Source organism: Labrys sp. F242, from assembly GCF_057813875.1.
Genome location: NZ_JBVASG010000001.1, coordinates 678,472 through 698,834, shown reverse-complemented (window position 1 = coordinate 698,834; position 20,363 = coordinate 678,472). Strand labels below are relative to the sequence as shown.

Below are 20,363 nucleotides of genomic sequence, written 5' to 3'. Positions count from 1 at the left end.
CATTTGGAAGCAGACTGCCATCGGGATGTGTCAGGAGTTTAAAGCTTGGGGCCGCTGTGCTGATGGATTTGAGGGAGATTATCTCTCCACTTGGGCAGGACAGCCCATGCGGCGAGAATATCAGGGTAACTCCCAAATATCAGGAAAAGTATTATCGGATTAAGGACGCTCGCAATGCTGCTCGAAGCGTTGAGCGTAGTGCGTCTCCGAATGAAAATATTCGACTTACGCCGGCCTGGCATGAAGTCAATGAACTAGGTCTGCAGATCTTGTCGTCCAATAGCAAGGATATCGAAATCCTTGCCTGGCTCGCCGAGGCCCAGCTTAGGCTGCGTGGCTTCGAAGGGCTGCGGGACAGTTTCGCGGCCATGATGTCGCTTTTAGACAATTATTGGGAGCAACTGCATTCCATTGGCGACGACGACATCGAGGAGCGATTGGCCCCCCTTGCCGGTCTCAATGGCGTCAACAGCGAAGGCTCGCTGATCCAGGCGATTCGACTGGCCTCGCTGGTGCCCAATGGCAGTTTTGCCCAGCACTCGCTATGGGACTACCAGCTCGCTCAGCGCGCCGGAGAAACCGAACGTCGCGATCTCCTGCACGAGGCAGCCACGGAGGCGGGAATCACCGCCATGGCCGCACATCTGGCCGTCGTCAACGACTGCATCGCCTCCTTTGCCAAGCTGGCAGCGGTGCTGACCGAGCGCTGTGGGGATCGGGCACCGCCGAGCTCCAACACCCGCAACGTATTGCAGGAAGTTGCGGCAGCCATCCGGGATCTCACCGGCCTTGGTGGGGAAGAAGGCGATACGGCGCCAGTCTCCACGGCCGAGATCCAGGCGGCCAGTGTCGGTGACGCCGCTCCAGCATTGGCAGCACCGCGCTCTCTTGCCCCCGGCAGCGTCATCGGCTCGCGCGAGGAAGCTTTCGAGATCCTGCTCGCCGTTGCCCGCCATTTTCGACGGACGGAACCGCATTCCCCGATTTCCTTAGCCATCGAAACACTGGTGCGCAGAGGGCGCATGGACTTTTCTGAACTGCTGGCCGAACTCCTTCCCGAGGCGCAGACGCGCAATGCCGTCCTGACCGCGGCCGGGATTCAGGCCAAAGCCGAGAAGCGGGACACTTGAGAGGCGCCAGCGGACTTGACGGAGGCTGAGGCCCTCGCCCCCGCCAGCATCTCCCGTTCCGACGATACAAGAAATTATCAGCGTGCTTCATGGCACAGATAGGAAGACCAAGATGGAAAGCGTTCACGCCAAGCTCGAGAGGGTGCGCAAACCCCGGGTTCACATCAAGTACGAAGTCGAGACCGAAGGGGCGATGGTGGTCAAGGAGCTGCCCTTCGTCGTCGGCGTGCTCGGCGATTTCTCGGGCAATCCGACCCAGCCGCTCAAACCCTTCGGCGAGCGCAAATTCGTGCAGATCGACCGCGACAATTTCGACGACGTCATGCGCCGCATGACGCCCGGCCTCAATATCGCGGTCGAGAACACCCTGGCCGATGATGGCACCGATCTCGCCGTCAACCTCAAATTCGAGAGCATGGAAGACTTCGAACCCGGCTCGATCGTCAACCAGGTTCCGGCGCTCAAGGCCCTGCTCGACGCGCGCAACCAGTTGCGCGACCTGATGAGCAAGGCCGACCGTTCCGAGGATCTCGAGCGTCTGCTCGAAAGCATCCTGCAGAGCCAGTCCGACATCAAGAAACTGGTCGGCCAACTCGACGGCAATAACAAGGACGGCTCGGCGAACTGACGCCTGAGCGATACGAGGATCGAGCCATGAATGCCAAGACTCAAGCCCAGCGCGATGTCGTCGTCGAAACCTCCGCGGACGAGAATCTGCTCACCCAAGTGGTAGCGGCTACGCGTCAGACCGAGCCGGACCGCGCCCAGGACCTGCTGCGTACCCTGACCGACCAAGCTCTCAAGGGCACGGTCGTCTACGACCGCAACCTGACGGTGACGCTCAACAACGCCATCGCCGCCCTCGACAAGATGATCTCGCGCCAGTTGGCGGCGATCATGCAGTCACCCGAATTCACCAAGCTCGAAGGCGCCTGGCGCGGCCTCAACTATCTGGTGAAGAACAGCGAGACCAGCGTCAATCTGAAGATCCGGGTGCTCAACGCCTCCAAGCGTGATCTTGCCAGGGATCTGTCCAAGGCCGTCGAGTTCGACCAGTCTCGCCTGTTCAAGTCGATCTACGAAGACGAATTCGGAACGCCGGGCGGCGAGCCGATGGGCGCCATTGTGGGTGACTACGAATTCGACAACTCCTTCGATGACGTCCAGTTGCTGCAGGGCCTGTCCTCGATCGCGGCAGCGGCTTTCGCCCCCTTCATCTCGGCGGCGAGCCCGCGCATGTTCGGCTTCGAGGACTATCGCGACCTTGCACGCCCGCGTGATCTCGAGAAGATCTTCGAAACGGTTGAGTATGCCAAGTGGCGTTCCTTGCGCGAAAGCGATGATTCACGCTTCGTCACCCTGGCCCTGCCGCGCGTCCTGGCCCGCATGCCCTATGGACCCAAGACGCATCCCATCGATGAATTCGGCTATGACGAGACCGGCGATTCCAAGACCGGCGAGCTGCCGCATGACAATTACTGCTGGATGAATGCCGCCTATGTGATGGGCACGCGCCTGACCGAGGCCTTTGCCAAATATGGCTGGTGCACCGCCATCCGCGGCGCCGAGAATGGCGGCAAGGTCGAGAACCTGCCGATGCATATCTTCTCCAGCGACGACGGCGACCTCGATCTCAAATGCCCCACCGAAGTCGGTATCACCGACCGGCGCGACGCCGAACTCGGCAAGCTCGGCTTCCTGCCGCTGTGCCACTACAAGAACACCGATTATGCAGTGTTCTTCGGCGCGCAGACGACGCACAAGCCCAAGCTGTACGATCGGCCCGAGGCGAATGCCAATGCCGCCGTCTCGGCACGCCTTCCCTACATGATGGCGACCTCGCGCTTTGCCCATTATCTCAAGGTGATGGGCCGCGACAAGATCGGCTCCTTCATGGAGGCCAAGGATTGTGAGGCTTGGCTCAACCGCTGGATTTCCAACTATGTCAACGCCAATGACGAGGCGGGCGAGGAAACCCGGGCGCGCTATCCGCTGCGTGACGCCAAGGTGACGGTGCAGGAGGTCCCGGGCAAGCCCGGCTCCTACAACGCCGTGGCCTGGATGCGTCCCTGGCTGCAGATGGAGGAACTGACGACCTCACTGCGCATGGTCGCTCGCATTCCTGCCAAGAACTAAGCCGGCAAATATATCCTGAGCCGTGCCGCCGGCCTGCCCGGCGGCACCTTCGGCTTTCCCAGGAAAGCCCATTCCGACGATAGGTTCGAGAACTTGCTGCGAGGCAGAGCAGATCAGCTCATCGCCCTGATCGACGAGGCATTGAATCGCCAGGTCAACGCGATCCTGCATCATCCCGAATTCCAGGCGATGGAAGCACGCTGGCGCGGGCTGGCGATGCTGGTGCGCGCGGCCTCGCGCTCGAGCGAGGTCAAGATCAAGCTGCTCAGCCTGAGCTGGAAGGAGCTGGCACGCGCCATGGAGCGCACATCCGATTTCGATCAGAGCCGCCTGTTCGAGCTGGTCTATAATCGCGAATTCGGTATGCCCGGCGGGGAGCCCTATGGCCTGCTCGTCGGGGACTATCACCTCTCGCCCACCGATCCCCAGGCCAATGGCGATGTGGTTGGCACACTTGCCCAATTGGCCCTGGTGGCCGCAGCGGCCTTCTGCCCCTTCGTGGCGGCCGCCTCACCCCATGCGATCGGGCTGGAGAGCTTTTCAGAACTCAACCGCGTGCAGGATCTCAACTGGCTCGACACCAGTCCCGACCGCATACGCTGGAACCGCCTGCGGACCCATGAGGATACCCGCTTTCTCGGACTGGTCGCGCCACGCATCCTGATGCGGCAGCCCTATGAGCCCTATTCGCGCCGGCGCGACGATGGCTTTCCCTTCCGCGAGGCGATCTCGCAGGACGGCGCCAGCCTGCTGTGGGGCAATGGCGCCTTCGCCTTCGCAAGCGTCGTCATCCGCAACTTCATTCACTCCGGCTGGTTCGCCGACATTCGCGGCGTTACCCAGGATGCCGTCGACGGTGGCATGCTGAGCAGCGCCGAACTTGCCGCCTATGATTTCGGCACGGAGAGCCAGGGACTGTCTGCCCAGGCGCCCGTCGAGGTTCGCCTGACGGGCGGCCAGGAACAGCAGTTCTGCGATCACGGCCTGGTGCCGATCGGCACCACCTATATGTCCGCCTGCGCCATCTTCAACGCCAACCAATCGCTCCATGCGCCGCAGCATTACGCCAACGAGAACGCGCGCCAGAACGCCCGTCTCGCTGCCATGCTGCAATATGTGCTCTGCGCTTCGCGGTTTTCCCATTATCTCAAGGTGATCATGCGCGACCAGGTCGGCCGGCTGGCCGATGCCGCCTCGCTGCAGCGCAAGCTCGAGGACTGGCTGTCGGGCTACACGCTCGGCAACGACGATGCCGACCTGCCGCTGCGCACCCGCTATCCGCTGCGCTCGGCCGGTATCAGCGTGGAGGAACTGCCCGGCAAGCCCGGCACCTTCATCTGCACGGTGCGGCTGCAACCGCATTTCCAGCTCGACGACGTCTCGACCAGCTTCCACCTCATCGCCGAAATGGCGCCGCCGACGAGCAGCGTCGATACCGCTTCTTTGCCCAGAAGGATGACAGCATGACGCTCGCCGCCAGCATCGCCAATTCTCTTTCCGAAGGGGCACTGAGCCAGGCGCTCGACCACGCCAGGGAGCATATGCGGGCTCACCCCTCCGACAAGGATGCCCGTCATCTCTATATCGACCTGCTCATCCTCGCCGGCGATTATGAGCGGGCCGACACGCAATGCAGCCTCGCCGTGACCCTGGCGCCGCAGGATACCATGGGCTTTGCCCTGCTCCGCAATCAGTTGCGCGCCATGGCGGCCCGCAAGGCCTGGTTCGAGACCGGTGCCGTCCCCGAATTTCCGCATGGGCCGAGCGCACTCGACAGGGCGGCAATCGAACTCGCCATCATCAACCGTGAAGGCAGCCCGGCAGGGCCGGCGCTGGCGGCCCTGGACGGACTGCGCGGTGAACGGCCGATGCTGTGGAACGGCGAACCGGTCGGCGATTTCCGGGACCTGGACGATCGGGTTCCCCATGCGCTCGAAGTGATCATGACGGGCGGGTCCTATCTGTGGATCGACTTCGCCAAGATCGCCTCCGTGGCGGTGGAGCCGATCGCCCGGCCACGCGACCTCGCTTTCCGCCGGGCAGAATTGTCGCTGGCCGACGGCGCCTCCGCCTCGGTCCTGCTGCCAGCGATCTATCAGGGCACCGAAGGCCGCGAGACGCTGTTGCTGGGGCGCGAGACCGAATGGGTCACCGAGCCCAGCGGCATCACCGCCGGCCGCGGCCAGCGTTGCTTCCTCGCTGGTGACGAGCTGGTTTCCTTCCACGACATGCAGAGCCTGGGCATGCCCGAAATCATCAGGCAGAAGCAGGCTGCCCATGGTTGATCCGCTCGAACGTTTCCGGGCCCGTGAGCAGGTCCTGTCGCGCTCCATCCTGGACCGGCTGCTCGACGCAGCCCCGGACCTTCCTCGGGACCCTCCCCTCAGCCTCGCGGATCAGGCACGCGAGATGCGCGAAGCCATCCGCCGCGACCTTGAAGCCCTGCTGAACACCAGGCGCTGTCCGACAAGCCCGCCGGACAAGCTGGCGGAGCTCAAGGATGCGCTGGTCAGCTACGGGGTGGAAGGCATCGTCTCAGCCAACCTTGTCACCGACGAGGCCAAGCTGCATTTGGCGCGCGCCATCGAGCGGCGCATCGCCCTGTTCGAGACCAGGCTGTCGAACATACGCGTCACCATCCTCAAGAACCGCACCCAGGGCGAAAGAGCGCTGCGTATGCGCATAGAGGCGACCTTCCGCCTCTATGACGGCATGCCGCCGATCAATTTCGAGTCCACCATCGATCCCACCAGCCAGCGCTTCCAGGTGGAGGCGGCGCATGGTTGAGGGCTTTCTGCGACGCTATAACGAGGAATTGTCGGCCCTGCGCCGACGGGCGTCGCGCTTTGCCGATGCCTTCCCCAAGATCGCCGGACGGTTGCGCCTGACCGGCGAGGTTGCCGACGATCCCCATGTCGAGCGCCTCATCCAGAGCTTCGCCTATTCCGCCGCCAGGGTACGCCAGAAACTGGACGACGAGTTTCCCGAGCTGACCGATGGCCTGCTCGAAACGCTCTACCCGCATTATCTCGCGCCCCTACCCTCCATGAGCATCATGCGCTTCTCGCCCGGCGAGACGCTGGCCGCCACGCAGATTCTGCTGCGCCATACCGAAGTGCAGGCCGAACCGGTCGGCGGCGAGACCTGCCGCTTCCTGACCACGCAGGACGTCGAAATCGCACCAGTGGAGGTCAGCGCGGTCTCGCTGTCGGGACAACCGATCCAGGCACCGCTCTCCCGCCATGCCGGCGCGGCCGGTTGCCTGCGACTGTCGATCCGTTCGCTGGCGGGCCGCCGGCCCCTGTCCGAACTCGGGCTCAGGCGCCTGCGCTTTCACATCGCCTCGCCCTGGCGGCAAGCAAGCGCGCTCTACGAATTGCTCGCAAACCACACGCTCGGAATCGCGCTGGCGCGGCACGCCGACGATGACAAGGCGATCTTCCTGCCGGCCGATCATCTCAAGCCGGTCGGTTTTTCGCCAGACGAGACGATGCTGCCTTATCCGAGCACGAGCTTCACCGGCTATCGCCTGCTTACGGAATTCTTCGCGCTGCCGCAGAAATTCCTGTTCTTCGAGATCGACGGACTGCAGCGCTGGCACGGCGACGGGCTGGAGATCTTCGTCTATCTCGGTGAGACGGACGGCAAGCTGGAACGCTCGGTTACGGCCCGGGACCTGGTGCTGCATGCCACGCCGGTAGTCAATCTGTTCCGCCAGACCTGCGAGCCCCTCGCGCTCGACGGCACCCGTACCGAATATCGGCTACTGTCCGACTCGCGGCGGCAGAAGACGCGCGAGATCTATGCTGTCGAGCGGGTGATGTTGACTGGATCGAAGGGAGAGCAGCAATCCTGCCAGCCCTTCTTCGGGCGCACCCAGCGCTCAGGCGCGGCGGCCGCCTATTGGCAGAGCTATCGCCGCTTCGACCCAGACGACGGCACCTGCGACCTCGACATCGCCTTCGTCGACCACAATCGTCGTGCCACCGGCAATCTCGATGCCGTGGCAAGCGTCGATGCCTGGTGTCTCAATCGCGCTTTGCCCGAGCGCCTGCCCTTCGGTGGCGGCCATCCACATCTCAAGCTCGCGGCCGGCAACGAGGCGGTCGGACGGATCGAGGCGCTGATCGCGCCCACGCCAGCCGTGCGCATGAACGACGAGGACGGCCGCAACTGGCGGCTGATGTCGCATCTCCTGCTCAATCATGTCTCGCTGTTCGACAATGGCGGGGCAGCGCTCAAGGACATCCTGTCGCTCTACGCCTTCCGCGACCTGCCGGAGACGCGCCAGCTCGTCGATGCCATCATCCAGGTGGAGGCAAGGGCTGCCACCGCCCGTATCCGGGGCGGCATGGTGCCCGGCACCGAGATCGCGATCGAGTTCGATCCGGCCGCGATCGATCGCCCATCAGCCTTCCTGTTCGGCAGCGTGCTCGATCGCTTTTGCGGCCTCTACACCTCGGTCAACAGCTTCACGCGGCTGACGGTCTCCATCAAGGGCCAATCCAAGCCAATCGCCACCTGGCCCGCCCGGGCGGCCGAACGCCCGCTGCTCTAGGAGACCTTCGCGCACCATGCTTCCCGACCGTAGCACAGATGCCCTTGCCGATCTGCTCGAACGCGACCCCGGCCGCTTCGAGCCGACCACGGCTTTTCGCGTCGCCCAGGCGGCGCAAGAGCAGGCGGCGCAGGGGCAGCTTGCTATCACCGCGCATGCGGGCGTCTCACCAGCTGCCCTCCCGGTATCGGAGTTTCGCCGAAAGGAAGGCCAGGCCACCTTGCGTAGCGCCCTGGCCGGGCTTGCCGGGCCGCTGGGCTCGCTGCCGCCGACCTATAATGAACTCATCATGCGCGAGGAGCGTAACAAATCCTCCTCCCTCGCGGCCTTCCTGCAGCTGTTCGGCGCCCGCATGGACGAGTTGTTCGTCGATGCCAGCGAGAAATATCGGCTTGCCCGGCTGTTGCGCTGGGGCAACCGCGAGGACCGCAACGGCTTCATCAGGACTTTGCTGTCCCTCACCGGCTTCGGCACCGCCAGGTTGCGGGAGCGCAGCAACGTCGAGGACGATGTGCTGCTGCGGTTCAGCGGCTTCTTTGCGGCACGCACCCGCAATGTCAGCAATCTCAGGGCCATGCTGCGCGAGGTCAGCGGCCTGCCGGTTGAGATCGAGCTCTTCCAGGGCCGTTGGCTTGGTGTGCCCGAGCCTGAACAAAGCCAGATGACACGCGAGGCCACGGTCCGGCTCGGCGTCGATGCCATGGCGGGTTCGGCCATCCGGGACCTTTCCAGCACCTTCCGCGTGGTGATCGGCCCACTCGACTATCGGGACTATCTCTCGCTGGCGCCCGGCAGCCGCAATATCGGCGAGCTCTTCGCGCTCACGCGCCTGTTCATCGGCTGCGGGCTCGATTTCGACATCCAGGTCGTTCTCAAGAAGGAGCATGTTCCCTTCTGCCAGCTCGGCCAGGCGGGCGATCCGCCACGCCTGGGCTGGAACAGCTGGGCGCGGAGCGCGCCGGCAGCTCGGGACAGCGACGACGCCGTCATCACCGAGCGTCAAGCAACGCTGCAACCGGTCTCGTAAGGAGATGGCCATGCGGTTGGAACTCAAGCAGGTCGAAGAGAGCGGAACCAGGGTAGGCGGCCAACGCTGGGTTCTGGAGCGGGGGCGCCGAACGCTGGGACGCTCGGTCGATTGCGACTGGCAGGTGCCTGACGCCGGCCGCACCCTTTCCAAACACCATTGCACCATTCTGCGTGATCGTGACGGCTATCTGCTGCGCGATGAAAGCGCCAACGGCACCCGTGTGGACGGCATCCTGGTCCTGGAGGGCGAGACCGCCCGCCTCAGGCATCAGTCGCGCCTTGAACTGGGCGGCCAGGCGTTCTCGGTATCGGTCACCGGCGAGGCCGACCGCGACATCGTTGACCCCGCAGCGGGCCTCGCGGTCAGCGAGGAGAATCTGACGATCACCGCCATCCTTGCCGATATCGCACCGGGCGGGCAGACCGCGACCGGGGTCATGGGCGGACGCGTTTCGGACGACTGGCCCTTGCAGCAGGCGAATGCTTCCCGTCCTGCCGGGCGCAAGGCTGAAGCGGCGCCCTCCTCGCGCCATGTCGAGATCGGCTGGAATGGCCCGCCGGATCCCAAGGCGATCAAGCCGGTGTTGCCCAACGACTGGAACGAGGACTTCGACTACGGCAATCGCCTCGAACATGGCCGGGCCACCTTCGTTTCCGTGCCCATGGCGCGCGATCGCGGCAAGAGCGGCTCCGAAGCAGCACCGGCAAACGACGATACGACCCAGGCAATTCCCTCTTCGGACCGGGACGAAGATCCCGCCGAATTCCTTGCCGACCTGACACCTGTCTTTGCTTGGCAGCCACGCTGCGAAGGCCTGCTGGCCCAGTGCGAGGAAACCCTCGAAAAGGCTTTCGCCACATTCGAGATCGGCACCGAATCGCTGGCGGAAACTCCGGATCTCTTCGGTCTCGATCGGGAAGAGGCCATGCTGGCGCGGCTCGAGACCTTGCTCACGCGACAGCAGGCACTCGCGGAGGCTCTCGGCACCCTGGTGCGCGAGGTCAGCCCGCAATTGGAGCCACGCATCATCGAGGCAAGCACCGATGCCCGGACGATCGGCCTGCCCTGGCGCCGCAACGGGGCCTATTGGCAGACCTATCGACGGCAGTTCAACGCCGACGGCCGGGATCTTTCAGTCCGAGACCTGTTCCGCAGGGCAATGCTGAGTTCGCTTGGCCAAGTTAGGAACGAACCAGCCGGTGGCCAGACGCCCCGGACGGCGGACGGCACGACAAGCAAGGACGACGAAGTCGCATGAGAAACGAGAACAGGGTTGCGTGGAGCGAAGGCATGTTTCTTCGCGTGCAGCATTTCCAGCAGGCCGATCGCTGGACCGAGCGGCTGGTTCGTGCGACCACGCGTGAGCTTGCCGCCTATCCCTGGGGCATCGCCGAGATTGGCATCGACCGCGGCGCCCTGGCGATCGGGCAGTTCGCCCTGGCCAATCTGCGCGGCACCCTGCCGGACGGCACGCCTTTCGAGGCTCCCTTCGACACCGATCTGCCGCCGCCGCTGGAGCTCGACGAAGCCACCAAGAACGCCATCATCTATCTGGCGCTGCCGGCCCGGCGGCCCGGGCGCGCCGACATCGCCATCAATGGGGGCGCTTCCTCGCCCGGCGTCAGGGTGGTCGCCTCGCATTACGAAGCGCCCGACGCCAATGTCGAGACCGACTTCATGGCACCCATCGATGTCGGCCGGCTGAGCCTGCGCTATCTCAAGAGCGGCGATGACCTCGCCGGCTATGAGCTGATCGGCCTCGCCCGCGTCATCGAGGTGCGCTCGGACAAGGCCGTGCTGCTCGATCCCGATTATATCGCGCCCAGCCTGAACTGCGCTGCCGAGGCGCGGCTCGGCGAACTCATGACCGAACTCCTCGGCATCGTGCGCCATCGCGCGACGGCCATCGCCGAGCGCATCGGCGACCCCACCATCCGCGGCACGGCCGAGGTCGGCGATTACTTCCTGCTCCATATCCTCAATCGGGCCGATCCCTTGCTCAGCCACATCGCGGCCAACGCGACGCGGATACACCCGATGACCTTCTATGAGCATTGCATCCAGCTCGCCGGGGAACTTGCCACCTTCACCATGGATTCCAAGCGCGCCAGCGAGTTTCCGCCCTATCGGCACGAAGATCTCAAGGCAACCTTCGCCGCGGTGTTCGACGATCTCAGGACCTCGCTCTCGGCCGTGCTCGAGCAGGCCGCCGTTGCCATTGAGCTCGCCGAACGCCGGCATGGCGTGCGGGTCGGCACCATCAACGATCGCACTTTGCTCAAGGATGCCGGCTTCGTGCTGGCTGTCAGGGCCGAGATGCCGGCCGAGGACGTGCGCCGCCGCCTGCCCGCCCAGATCAAGGTCGGGCCAGTGGAGCGCATCGCCGAACTGGTCAATGTTGCCTTGCCCGGCATTCCCGTCCGGCCCCTGCCGGTGCTGCCGCGCCAACTGCCATACCGCTCGGGCACGATCTATTTCGAACTCGATACCAAGAACCCGCTGTGGAAACAGCTCGATACCTCGGGCGCCATCGCCCTCCATCTCGCCGGCGACTTTCCGAGCCTGGAGATGGAACTGTGGGCCCTGAGGGAGTGAAGGACGCCAGCCGATGAACAAGGCAACGACAGCCCCCTGGCAGTCCCTGCCGACGGTGGTTGAGCTCACCGAAGACGGCGCCAAGAAACAGCAGACGGCACGCAAGATGGCCGAGATGCTGGATGACGCTCCACAGGATGGCTCGGCTCCGGCCGAGCCGCTGCGGTCGGGTGGTTGGTCGACTGATACGCTGGTGCGCAATTTCCGTTTCGGCGGCGAAGAAGTGCCGACCATCGTAGCCTCGGCCGCTCCCCTGCTCAACCTCGCCCATGCCTTGCGCCACACCGCGGACCAGCCCGACATCGAGCAGCTTCGCCGCACCACTACGGAAGCAATCAACCGGTACGAGCACGATCTCGCCGGTGCCCGCGTCAGCCCGGAGCGGGCGCGCGCCGCCCATTATGTCGTGTGCGCCACCGTCGACGACGTGGTGCTGAGCAAGCCCTGGGGCGTGCGCGCCGGCTGGGCCCGCTCGGGCCTCGTCTCGACCTATCACATGGATGTCACCGGTGGCGACAAGGTCTTCGACCTGCTCGACCATTTCCACCAGAGCCCGGGGGCCAACAAGGACCTGCTGCTGCTGATCTATCTGTGCCTGTCGCTCGCCTTCGAAGGCCGCACCCGCGTCTCCCCGCGCGGCGCCCTCGAGCTCAGCCGCATCCGCGACAGCCTCTACAAGACGCTGCTCGGCCAATATGGCGCATTCGAGCGTGAATTGTCCCCACACTGGCGCGGCGTTGCCGCCAGGCACAAGCCGTTGCGCACCGCCGCGGCGCTATGGACGCTGCTCAGCATCCTCGCCCTCCTGTTCGGGCTCGGCTACCTCTTCTTTTCGCTGTCGCTCGACCGGGCCTCCGACGGCACCTTCGCGCGCCTCGGTGATCTGCCGCCCAATGAAGCGCCCAGCATCTACATCGAGCCGCCGCCCAAGGCGAAGGAGCCACCACCGGTTCAGGTCCAGGCCAAGGCAGAGGTTCCCCCGGAGCCTGCGGGCGTGACCCGCCTGCGCGGCTTCATGAACTTCCTGCAGCCGGAGGTCGACAAGAAGCTCGTGAGCTTGTGGAACGACAATGGCCACGTGCTGGTCCGCATCAACAATGCCGGCCTGTTCGATACGGGCAAGGCGGATGTCAAACCCGGTTTTCAGGACCTGATCGACAAGATCGGCACCGCCCTGGCAACAGCCCAATTCAAGGCGAAGGTGATCGGCTATACCGACAACAGGCCGTTCAACGGCAACCGGCGCGCCCGCACCAATCAGCAATTGTCGGAGGAGCGGGCCGATGCCGTCGGCAACATCCTGAAGACCTATGCTCGCGACGGCGTCACGACCGAAGGGCGGGGCGAGGCCGACCCGATCGCTTCCAACGATACCGAACCCGGACGCGCGCAGAACCGCCGCACGGAGATCCTGGTGATCGGCCGGCCTGAGGACGGCTATACCGGCTCGCCTCTCGTGATGAGCCTGCCGGTTGTCGATCGCAACGTCACAGGGCCGGGAAGCGTCGCACCATGAACCCGCTCAGCTATTATTATACGATCCGGTCCTATGTCGAAGCCTACGGGACCCTGCTCGGCCAGCGCTTCCTGCCCATCGTCTGGATAGCGGCACTCTGCCTCATCATCTGGTTCTACGGCCACCTCATCGGCTATGGCGAATTCTATCCGCTCGCCAGTACCACCAATCGGCTGATCGCCATCGGCATCGTACTGATCGCCGGCCTCACCTATATCGGCGTCAGCATCTACAAGGCGCGCAAGCGCGACAAGGCGCTGGTCGCCGATCTCGAAAAGAGCGCGGAGGCCGAGGCGGCCGCCAGCCAGCAGGCCGAGGTCAGCGAAATTCGCGACCGGCTGAAGCAGGCCCTGGCACTGCTGCGCCGTATCACCAAGAAGCGCTTCGGCTATGTCTATGAACTGCCCTGGTATGTGATCTTCGGGGCGCCGGGATCGGGCAAGACCACGGCCCTCACCCATTCGGGCCTGAAATTCCCGCTCGGCGATGCGCTCGGCGCCAATTCCGTGCAGGGCATCGGCGGCACGCGCAGCTGCAATTGGTGGTTCACCGATGAAGCCATCCTGATCGATACCGCTGGCCGCTACACCACCCAGGACGACCTCAACGGCAGTTCCAAGGCCGGCTGGGAAGGCTTTCTGACGCTCCTGAAGAAATACCGTCGCTCGCAACCGGTGAATGGCGCGCTGGTCACGCTGTCGATCGCCGACATCCTGAACCGCGAACCCACGGCGCGGCTGGAAGAGGTGCGCGCCGTCCGCCAGCGCCTGTCGGAGCTCGACGAGTATCTGCAGGCCCGCGTGCCCGTCTATCTCGTGCTGACGAAATCGGATCTGCTCACCGGCTTCGTGGAATTCTTCGACGGCTTCAATGCCAGCGATCGCGAGCAGGTCTGGGGCACCACCTTCGGTCTCGACGAAAGCTACCAGGCAGACAACCTGCCCGAGCGTTTCCTGGAGGAATTCAGCCTGCTTCAGCAGCGCGTCGACGCCTTGCTGCTCGAGCGCCTGCAACAGGAACCCGACAGCGAGGTGCGCGGGCGGATCTTTCGTTTCCCCGCCGAACTCGCCGCCCTCAAGGAACGCCTGCACGAGGTGCTCGTCGAACTGTGCGCCGGGTCGAAACTGGTGGAATCTCCGCTGCTGCGCGGCATCTATTTCGCCTCCGGTACCCAGGCGGAGGTGCCGGGTGCGGCCAGCGCGCCACGCATGCGCCGAAGCTATTTCCTGCCGCGCCTGTTCAAGGAGGTCATCTTCGGGGAAGCTGCCCTTGTCGCACGCGACAAGCGCCTGACCCGCCGCCAGTTGATGCTGCGCCGCGTTGTCTATGGCGCATCGGCGGTGGTGCTCGGTGTGGTCTTCTCAAGCTGGATCGCCACCTATTACCAGAATTCCCGCGCCTTGGCGCAGGCTGACGAACGCATCAATTCTTATGAGAGGCTGGTGCAAGGCATCCCAGTGCGGGATGTCGCCGACACCGATTTCCTGCGGATCCTGCCCGCGCTGAACGATCTCAGGGGCGTGAGCGACGGCTTCTCGAACACCGAAATCTGGCAAGTCGGCTTCGGCCTGGACCAGCGGGACAAGATCGCGGGCCGGCAGCGCGAGGCCTATCAGCGCGCCCTCAATTCGCTGCTGCTGCCCCGCCTGATGGTACAGTTGCAAAAGCAATTGGCCGACACCTCAAATGTCCGCCAAACCTTCGATGCCCTCAAGCTCTACGGCATGCTCGGCGGGCTGGGCCAGGTCGACGCCAAATTCGCCGCGCAGGAAACCGAGCAGATCTTCTACAGCCTTTATCCCGGAGAGGGACGGGTAGCCGCTCGCAACGAGCTTCTCCAGCATGTCGAGCAGTTGGTGGCAAGGAGGCTGCCGCCGATCGATATCGACCAGACTCTGGTCGCCAAGGCCCGGCAGGCGATCCGCGGGCAGAGCCTGGCAGCGCGAGCCTATGACATCCTGGAGGAGAACCGGCAGGTCCGCGCTTTGGCGCCCTGGATTCCCGCCGACGCACTTGGTCCGCTGGGTGAACGGGTGTTCCAGCGCAAATCCAAGGCCTCGCTGCGCGAAGGCATTCCCGGCCTGTTCACCGGCGAAGGCTATCGCTCCGTCGTCTTGCCCGAAGCCGCCGATGCTGCACGCCAGGCGCTGGACGAGCATTGGGTGCGCGGCGAACCCGCGAGTGCCGGCATGACGGTGGAGAGCCTGTCCCTGGCCGCATTGCAGCTTTATTTCGATCAGTATGAGAAACGCTGGGCCAGCCTGCTGGCCGATCTCGGCGTAAAGCCTTTCCAGTCGCTCGCCGATGCTGCCGATACGCTTCGGGTTCTCTCCAGCGAGCCCGGTCCGATCGAGACCCTGGCACGTTCCATTGCTAACGCAGCCGACCTCAGGCCCCCGGCGAACGCCTCCGTCGCCACGGCTCAGCAGAGCAACCAAAGCACCGCGTTGAACAGCAGTGCGATCAGTGTCCCCGATCCCTATGGCCGTCTGCGGGAGGCCCTGGAGACGCCCAAACAGAGCGATGGCAACAGTTCGGAAAAGCCGCGCTCGCAGATCTCGGGCCTCAAGCCCCTGCTCAGCGCCATGTATACCCAGCTCTCGCGCGCCGCTAGTTCGACGGCGCCGGTCAGCAAGATCTTCGACGTCGACAGCCAGCTCACCGCAGCTATCCAGTCGCTGCAGGAAGAGAGCCGGCGCCTGCCGCCACCGCTCGATACCCTGATGGCCGGTGTCGCCGGCGATGTCGGTGCACTGTCGTCCCGGACCGCCCGCAATCAGGCCTCCGACAAATGGGCGGCCGATGGTGCCGGGCTTTGCTCCACCATCATGGTGGGGCGCTATCCCTTCGACCGGAACGCCCGGCAAGACATGGCGCTGACCGATTTTTCCCGCCTGTTCGGCCCCAAGGGACGCTTCCATACCTTCTTCAAGGAAGAGCTCGAGCCCTTCGTCGACACCACGGCCAATCCCTGGCGCTGGAAGGGCGCCACCGGCAGCGAGGGCATCGCGAGCGAGGCGCTTGTCCAGTTCGAGAATGCCGACAAGATCCGCAAGGCTTTCTTCCCCAATGACGCCGAGATGCCCTCCGTCCGGATCACCGTAACCGGTCTCGCCGTAAACGAGGCGACGAATTCGGCTGTCTTCACTTTCGCTCCGGGCGAGGCGATCCGCGCGGTGAAGGGCATCGAGCAGGCGAAGATCTTCGAATGGCCGACCAAGGACAGCTCGGCTAGTGCCTGGGTGATGCTGACCCCCGGCGACTTTAGTCGGAAATCCGAGGCGACCGGTGAATGGGCCCTCTTCCGGCTGCTCGACAAGGCCGGCATCACCGAGGAAGGCACCGATCTCTTCCGTGCCCGCTTCACTCAGGATAGCAGGAGCGGCGAATTCCGGGTGCAATTCGGCGGTACGCTCAATCCCTATCGCCTCAAGGCGATAGCGGATTTCAAGTGCCCGTCGCAGTTCTAAGGCGGATCGATGGCTCAGCGCGGCGCCCCCCATGCGGCTCCTTCCGAGCAGGACGGTATCGGCTTTTTCGGCAAGGTGCCGAGCCATGGCGATTTCGTCTCGACCGGTCTCGGCCGCCAGGCCGAGACCGAACTCGTCAACTGGCTGCAATCAGGCCTGCAGGAAAGCGAACAGACGCTCGGCGCACAATGGCAGGACCTGTTCCACGCTACACCGCCTTGGCGCTTCGTGATCGAGCGTTCTCTCTGGGGGCGGGCCACCATGGTCGGCATCCTGCAGCCGAGCAAGGACAGGGTTGGCCGCAGCTTCCCACTGGTTATCGCAGCCAGGGTCAGCAACTATGACGGCCCGGCCCGCCTGTTCTGTTTCGACGAGAGCTGGTTCACGGCCGCCGAAGCGATTGCCGAGACTTCCACGCTGCGCAACTTCGACATCGCCGCCTTTCTGGCCGGGCTGAAGCGGCTGCGCCTGCCACGGGCCAAATCCGCGCCTCCACCGCCGCCCGGAGCCGTGGACGGCCGTGTATCGCTGTGGTGGACCATAGAGAGCGAGACGGGCCGAGCCAGCGGCTTCAAGACCCAAGGGGCACCACGCGCCGGCGATTTCGTGCGCCTCCTGAGAGGCGGCAACCCCATCGTGAAGCCCCCTTCACAGCCTAATTCTCCCCCTGTGCCGACCAAAGCACCTCCCCCATCCACCCCAACGCCGGCTCCCTTGCTTGCCATAGAGCGCGGCTATGCCACCCATGCCGGCACGCGGCTGTCTGTTAATGCCGACGCGTTGCTGGTCTCCGACAATCCTCGCCTTTTCGCGGTTGCTGATGGCGTCGGCGACGGCAATGGCGCGGCGGAAGCAGCAAAGATCGTCACCAACACGCTGGCCGATGTCTCAGCGGCTGATAGGCTCGAAACCCTGGTGCAGGATGTGAAGGGCAAGCTCGGGCGCGCGCACAGCCTCGTGCAGTCGATTCGCTTTCCCGGCGCCGTGGAACCCCCAAGCGCCAGCGTCGTTACCCTCGCCATGCAGGGCAGGGATTTCGCCGTGATCTGGGCGGGCAATGCGCGCTGCTATCTGATGCGCGAGGGCATGATGCGTTGCCTGACGCGCGACCATGTCGAGATCGGCCTGCGTTTCGCGCTTTCGCGCAGCATCGGGGCGCCTCGGCAATTAGTGCCGGAGATCGTGCATGACCTGATACAGCCGGGCGATCGCTTTCTGCTCTGCAGTGCCGCACTGGCCCGGGTTCTCGATGAGCGCACCATTGCCACCCTCATCGCCGAGCAGCCGGCGAAGGAAGCCGCTGCCGCCCTGATCCAGGATGCCCTGATTGCCAATGTGCGGGACAATGTCAGCGCCGTCGTCGTGACCGTCCAAACGGCATGAGCGGGGAAGCGCCACCGCAAGATCTAGAGGCGATCGCCACCCGTTTTGCCGCGTTGTGGCAGGCGCTCAGCCAGGCTGACGGCGAACTGCGCCCGCCTGCCGAAACCCGGCTGCTGGCCGATCGCGTGCGCGATGCACTCGACCGGCGCGTCGGCCGGCTGGAAGCGGTGGAGACTTCCTTCATCGCCAACAGCTTTGCCCTGGAAGCAATGGTCCATGACGGCGCTCTCACGCAGATTCACCAGCTCCGCCATCGCGACCTCGGCACCCTCCACGCCCTCAAGGCGCTGCGGCCGGATCAGGCCGACAATGTCGTCGCCCGCGATCTCCTGCTGCGCGAGGCCGGTTTTGGCGCCAGGCTGCGCCACCGCCATGTCGCCGCGGCTACCGCTGCCCTGCGGCTTGCCGACGGCCGGCCGGCCCTATTGATGGACTGGCTGCCCTCCAGCCTTTCCGATCGGATGCGGAAGGCCCCGTTTCGCCGCGACGAAGTCGCCACCATCGCCGCCGCCCTGCTGTCGGGGCTGGAAGCGGTGCATGCGGCAGGTTTGGTGCATGCCGATCTCGCACCGGACAATCTGCTCTATGACGGCGAGGATCTCGCCACGCTGCGCATCGCCGATTTCGGCATCGCTCTGGAAACCGGGCAGCGCCACGCCGATGTCGACCTGGCAAGGGCCGGCCGCGAAAGCTTCGGCGCCCCCGAACAGCAGGCCGGCAAGCCTCTCGATGGCCGGACGGACCTTTATGCCAGCGGACGAATCCTGCAGATGCTGCTGGAACGATGCGCCGATGGCCAGGGTGCCCAAGCCCCCTTGAGAGAAGACCCCTTGAGAGAACTCGCCGGGAAACTCGCCCGTCCTGATCCGGAGGTGCGGCTGTCATCGGCAGGCGTCGCCTTAGCGATGCTGCGGGGCGACTGAAAGGCTTCTTGAAGCCCTCCCGCCTTATTGAGACGGCAGGTTCAGCGAGACACCCGGTGCCGGAGGCGGGCTGGAGGGTATTCCTCCCGAGGGTTGCGGCGCCGCCGCCGTCGGCACGCTCTTCTGGAACACGGTGAAGAGCTTGGCGAAATCGACCATGCCGGCATTGCTGGCGAACAACATGTCGCCGCTTTCCATCTGGACCTGCTGCATCATCAGGAGACTGGAGGCGTCCCGCATGTTGATGCGAAAGATCACGGCGCGCGGCGGCGGCGGCGAGGCCATGGCTTGCGGGCAACTGGTCCGCGGCGGCATGGTGCCATTGCCATAGGGCGATGGCCGCACCAGCACGCAATCCTTGGTCGTCCAGTAATAGGCACGCTTGCGGAACAGATAGACGTAGCGGGAATCGGCCCGGTCATCGAGCAGACCGCCGCTGCGCGCGATGGCCTGCGCCAAAGTCAGCTGACCGGGTTCGAAATTGAACTCGCCGGCGCTCTTGAACGCCCCCATCGCGGTGAAGCTCGGCGTGTTGCCACCCAGGATGACCTGATCGCCCGGCTGCAGATAGATGTTTTGCTTGGGATCGGCCATCACCTGGTCGAGGCTCTGGTCGGCGCGCTGATTGCCGCGAATCACCGTCACCGTCGTCGCGTTGGCGGGTCCGGTGGCACCACCGGCCCTCGCCACCACGTCGAGGATGCGTTCCTTGCCCGAGGCCATCGCCATGCGGCCGGCTCCGCGCACCGCGCCGGAAATGGCAACCGCGCTGTTGGGCCGGTCGATGATGGTCACGACCGCCTGAGGATTGACGGAAGAACCCTTGAGGCTGCCGACGATACGCTTCTGCACCGATTCCGGCGAAGAACCCGCCACCCGCTGCTTGCCGACGAAAGGAATGTCGACCGAGCCATTGTCGTCGACCGTGAAGCGGCCGAGATCCAGCGTCTTACTGTTCGTCGGCGAGAACAGGCCGTCCTCGCCGGTATCCAGCACGGTGATCTGCAGGACGTCGCCGCGGCTGATCTGCGTGCCGGTATAGCCAGCCGAACGCAGTTTCGAAAGACCCGGCGTGCCGGCGAAAGGCGAGGCGCCCGGAGCCAGGGCCGTCTGCGCAGCGTAGGTGATATCGATGACCGGAACGCGCTCATTCGTATAAGGCTGGCGCGCATTGAGAAAACTGCCGGCACTCGGGCCGTCGGACGGGCTGGAGCAGCTACCCAGCAGGACAAAAAGGCCTACGGCCAGCAGCTTCTGCATTCCCAATCCTCATAACGAATCGTTAATCGCACAGATAACCAAATGCCACATTAAAGACAATATCGCTACGCCGGAGATGGAATAACGACGAAGCTTAAACAAGCGGCAATCTATTGCACGCCGGCGCATTGTCATAAAATTGTTACACTGTATTCAGTTACCCACGTAACAGTTGCGCAGCGTTGAGGCATCCGCACAGTCATACTTGGCAAGGCAGAGACGCTGCACCTCTCAAGGACGGTATCATCATGACTTTAAACAGGGAAGAAACCAAAATACTGCTTCACGTACCAGTACGGCAGCGCACGCACGCGGCAAACGCCACAATGGAGGCGTTAACGGATTTGGCAAATCTGTGGCTT

15 protein-coding genes are annotated in these 20,363 nt (G+C 64.3%); 14 read left to right on the top strand and 1 reads right to left on the bottom strand.

Translation table 11 applies throughout. The features are described 5' to 3' along the window. Positions 1-62: 62 nt before the first annotated feature. The 14 genes from tssA to ACZYTC_RS03260 all read left to right on the top strand — a co-directional run bounded on the left by tssA (position 63) and on the right by ACZYTC_RS03260 (position 18,741). Entirely contained in the window at positions 63-1,130 is a 1,068-nt protein-coding gene (gene tssA, locus ACZYTC_RS03325) for a type VI secretion system protein TssA (protein ID WP_454816809.1), read from the top strand. Positions 1,131-1,242: 112 nt separating this feature from the next. Beyond that, a complete protein-coding gene (gene tssB / locus ACZYTC_RS03320) occupies positions 1,243-1,758 on the top strand; it encodes a type VI secretion system contractile sheath small subunit (RefSeq protein ID WP_434957430.1) in 516 nt (171 codons plus the stop codon). A 26-nt stretch (positions 1,759-1,784) separates the two neighbouring features. Beyond that, the gene (gene tssC / locus ACZYTC_RS03315) at positions 1,785-3,266 is read left to right on the top strand and encodes a type VI secretion system contractile sheath large subunit (RefSeq protein WP_488988894.1); all 1,482 of its coding nucleotides are present in this window, start codon (positions 1,785-1,787) and stop codon (positions 3,264-3,266) included. A 33-nt stretch (positions 3,267-3,299) separates the two neighbouring features. Then, positions 3,300-4,733: a type VI secretion system contractile sheath large subunit gene (gene tssC, locus ACZYTC_RS03310; protein WP_488989973.1), complete on the top strand. Its 1,434-nt coding sequence runs from the start codon at positions 3,300-3,302 to the stop codon at positions 4,731-4,733. Further along, the gene (locus ACZYTC_RS03305; RefSeq protein WP_434957432.1) at positions 4,730-5,551 is read left to right on the top strand and encodes a type VI secretion system accessory protein TagJ; all 822 of its coding nucleotides are present in this window, start codon (positions 4,730-4,732) and stop codon (positions 5,549-5,551) included. The genes tssC (ACZYTC_RS03310) and ACZYTC_RS03305 overlap by 4 nt, the downstream gene beginning before the upstream one ends. After that, positions 5,544-6,053, top strand: a complete 510-nt coding sequence (tssE, locus tag ACZYTC_RS03300) for a type VI secretion system baseplate subunit TssE (RefSeq protein ID WP_434957433.1) — start codon at positions 5,544-5,546, stop codon at positions 6,051-6,053. The genes ACZYTC_RS03305 and tssE overlap by 8 nt, the downstream gene beginning before the upstream one ends. Further along, a complete protein-coding gene (tssF, locus tag ACZYTC_RS03295) occupies positions 6,046-7,824 on the top strand; it encodes a type VI secretion system baseplate subunit TssF (RefSeq protein WP_488988893.1) in 1,779 nt (592 codons plus the stop codon). Before tssE ends, tssF begins: the two co-directional genes overlap by 8 nt. Before the next feature lie 16 nt (positions 7,825-7,840). Beyond that, positions 7,841-8,851 carry a type VI secretion system baseplate subunit TssG gene (tssG, locus tag ACZYTC_RS03290; RefSeq protein WP_488988892.1) on the top strand — a complete coding sequence of 337 codons (1,011 nt, stop codon included), beginning with the start codon at positions 7,841-7,843 and terminating at the stop codon, positions 8,849-8,851. 10 nt (positions 8,852-8,861) lie between these two features. Beyond that, positions 8,862-10,112, top strand: coding sequence for an FHA domain-containing protein (locus tag ACZYTC_RS03285; RefSeq protein ID WP_434957436.1), 1,251 nt, complete (start codon positions 8,862-8,864; stop codon positions 10,110-10,112). Next, entirely contained in the window at positions 10,109-11,449 is a 1,341-nt protein-coding gene (gene tssK / locus ACZYTC_RS03280; protein WP_488988891.1) for a type VI secretion system baseplate subunit TssK, read from the top strand. The genes ACZYTC_RS03285 and tssK overlap by 4 nt, the downstream gene beginning before the upstream one ends. A 13-nt stretch (positions 11,450-11,462) precedes the next feature. After that, a complete protein-coding gene (gene icmH, locus ACZYTC_RS03275; protein ID WP_434957438.1) occupies positions 11,463-12,965 on the top strand; it encodes a type IVB secretion system protein IcmH/DotU in 1,503 nt (500 codons plus the stop codon). After that, a complete protein-coding gene (gene tssM, locus ACZYTC_RS03270) occupies positions 12,962-16,435 on the top strand; it encodes a type VI secretion system membrane subunit TssM (protein WP_488988890.1) in 3,474 nt (1,157 codons plus the stop codon). The genes icmH and tssM overlap by 4 nt, the downstream gene beginning before the upstream one ends. A 9-nt stretch (positions 16,436-16,444) precedes the next feature. After that, positions 16,445-17,818: a type VI secretion system-associated protein TagF gene (gene tagF / locus ACZYTC_RS03265; protein ID WP_488988889.1), complete on the top strand. Its 1,374-nt coding sequence runs from the start codon at positions 16,445-16,447 to the stop codon at positions 17,816-17,818. Continuing rightward, positions 17,815-18,741, top strand: a complete 927-nt coding sequence (locus ACZYTC_RS03260) for a protein kinase domain-containing protein (RefSeq protein WP_488988888.1) — start codon at positions 17,815-17,817, stop codon at positions 18,739-18,741. Before tagF ends, ACZYTC_RS03260 begins: the two co-directional genes overlap by 4 nt. Positions 18,742-18,765: 24 nt before the next feature. Here ACZYTC_RS03260 and ACZYTC_RS03255 read toward each other — a convergent pair whose 3' ends face one another. After that, complete coding sequence (locus ACZYTC_RS03255; protein WP_434957442.1) at positions 18,766-20,001, bottom strand: polysaccharide biosynthesis/export family protein; 1,236 nt, start codon at positions 19,999-20,001, stop codon at positions 18,766-18,768. Between the last annotated feature and the right edge of the window lie 362 nt (positions 20,002-20,363).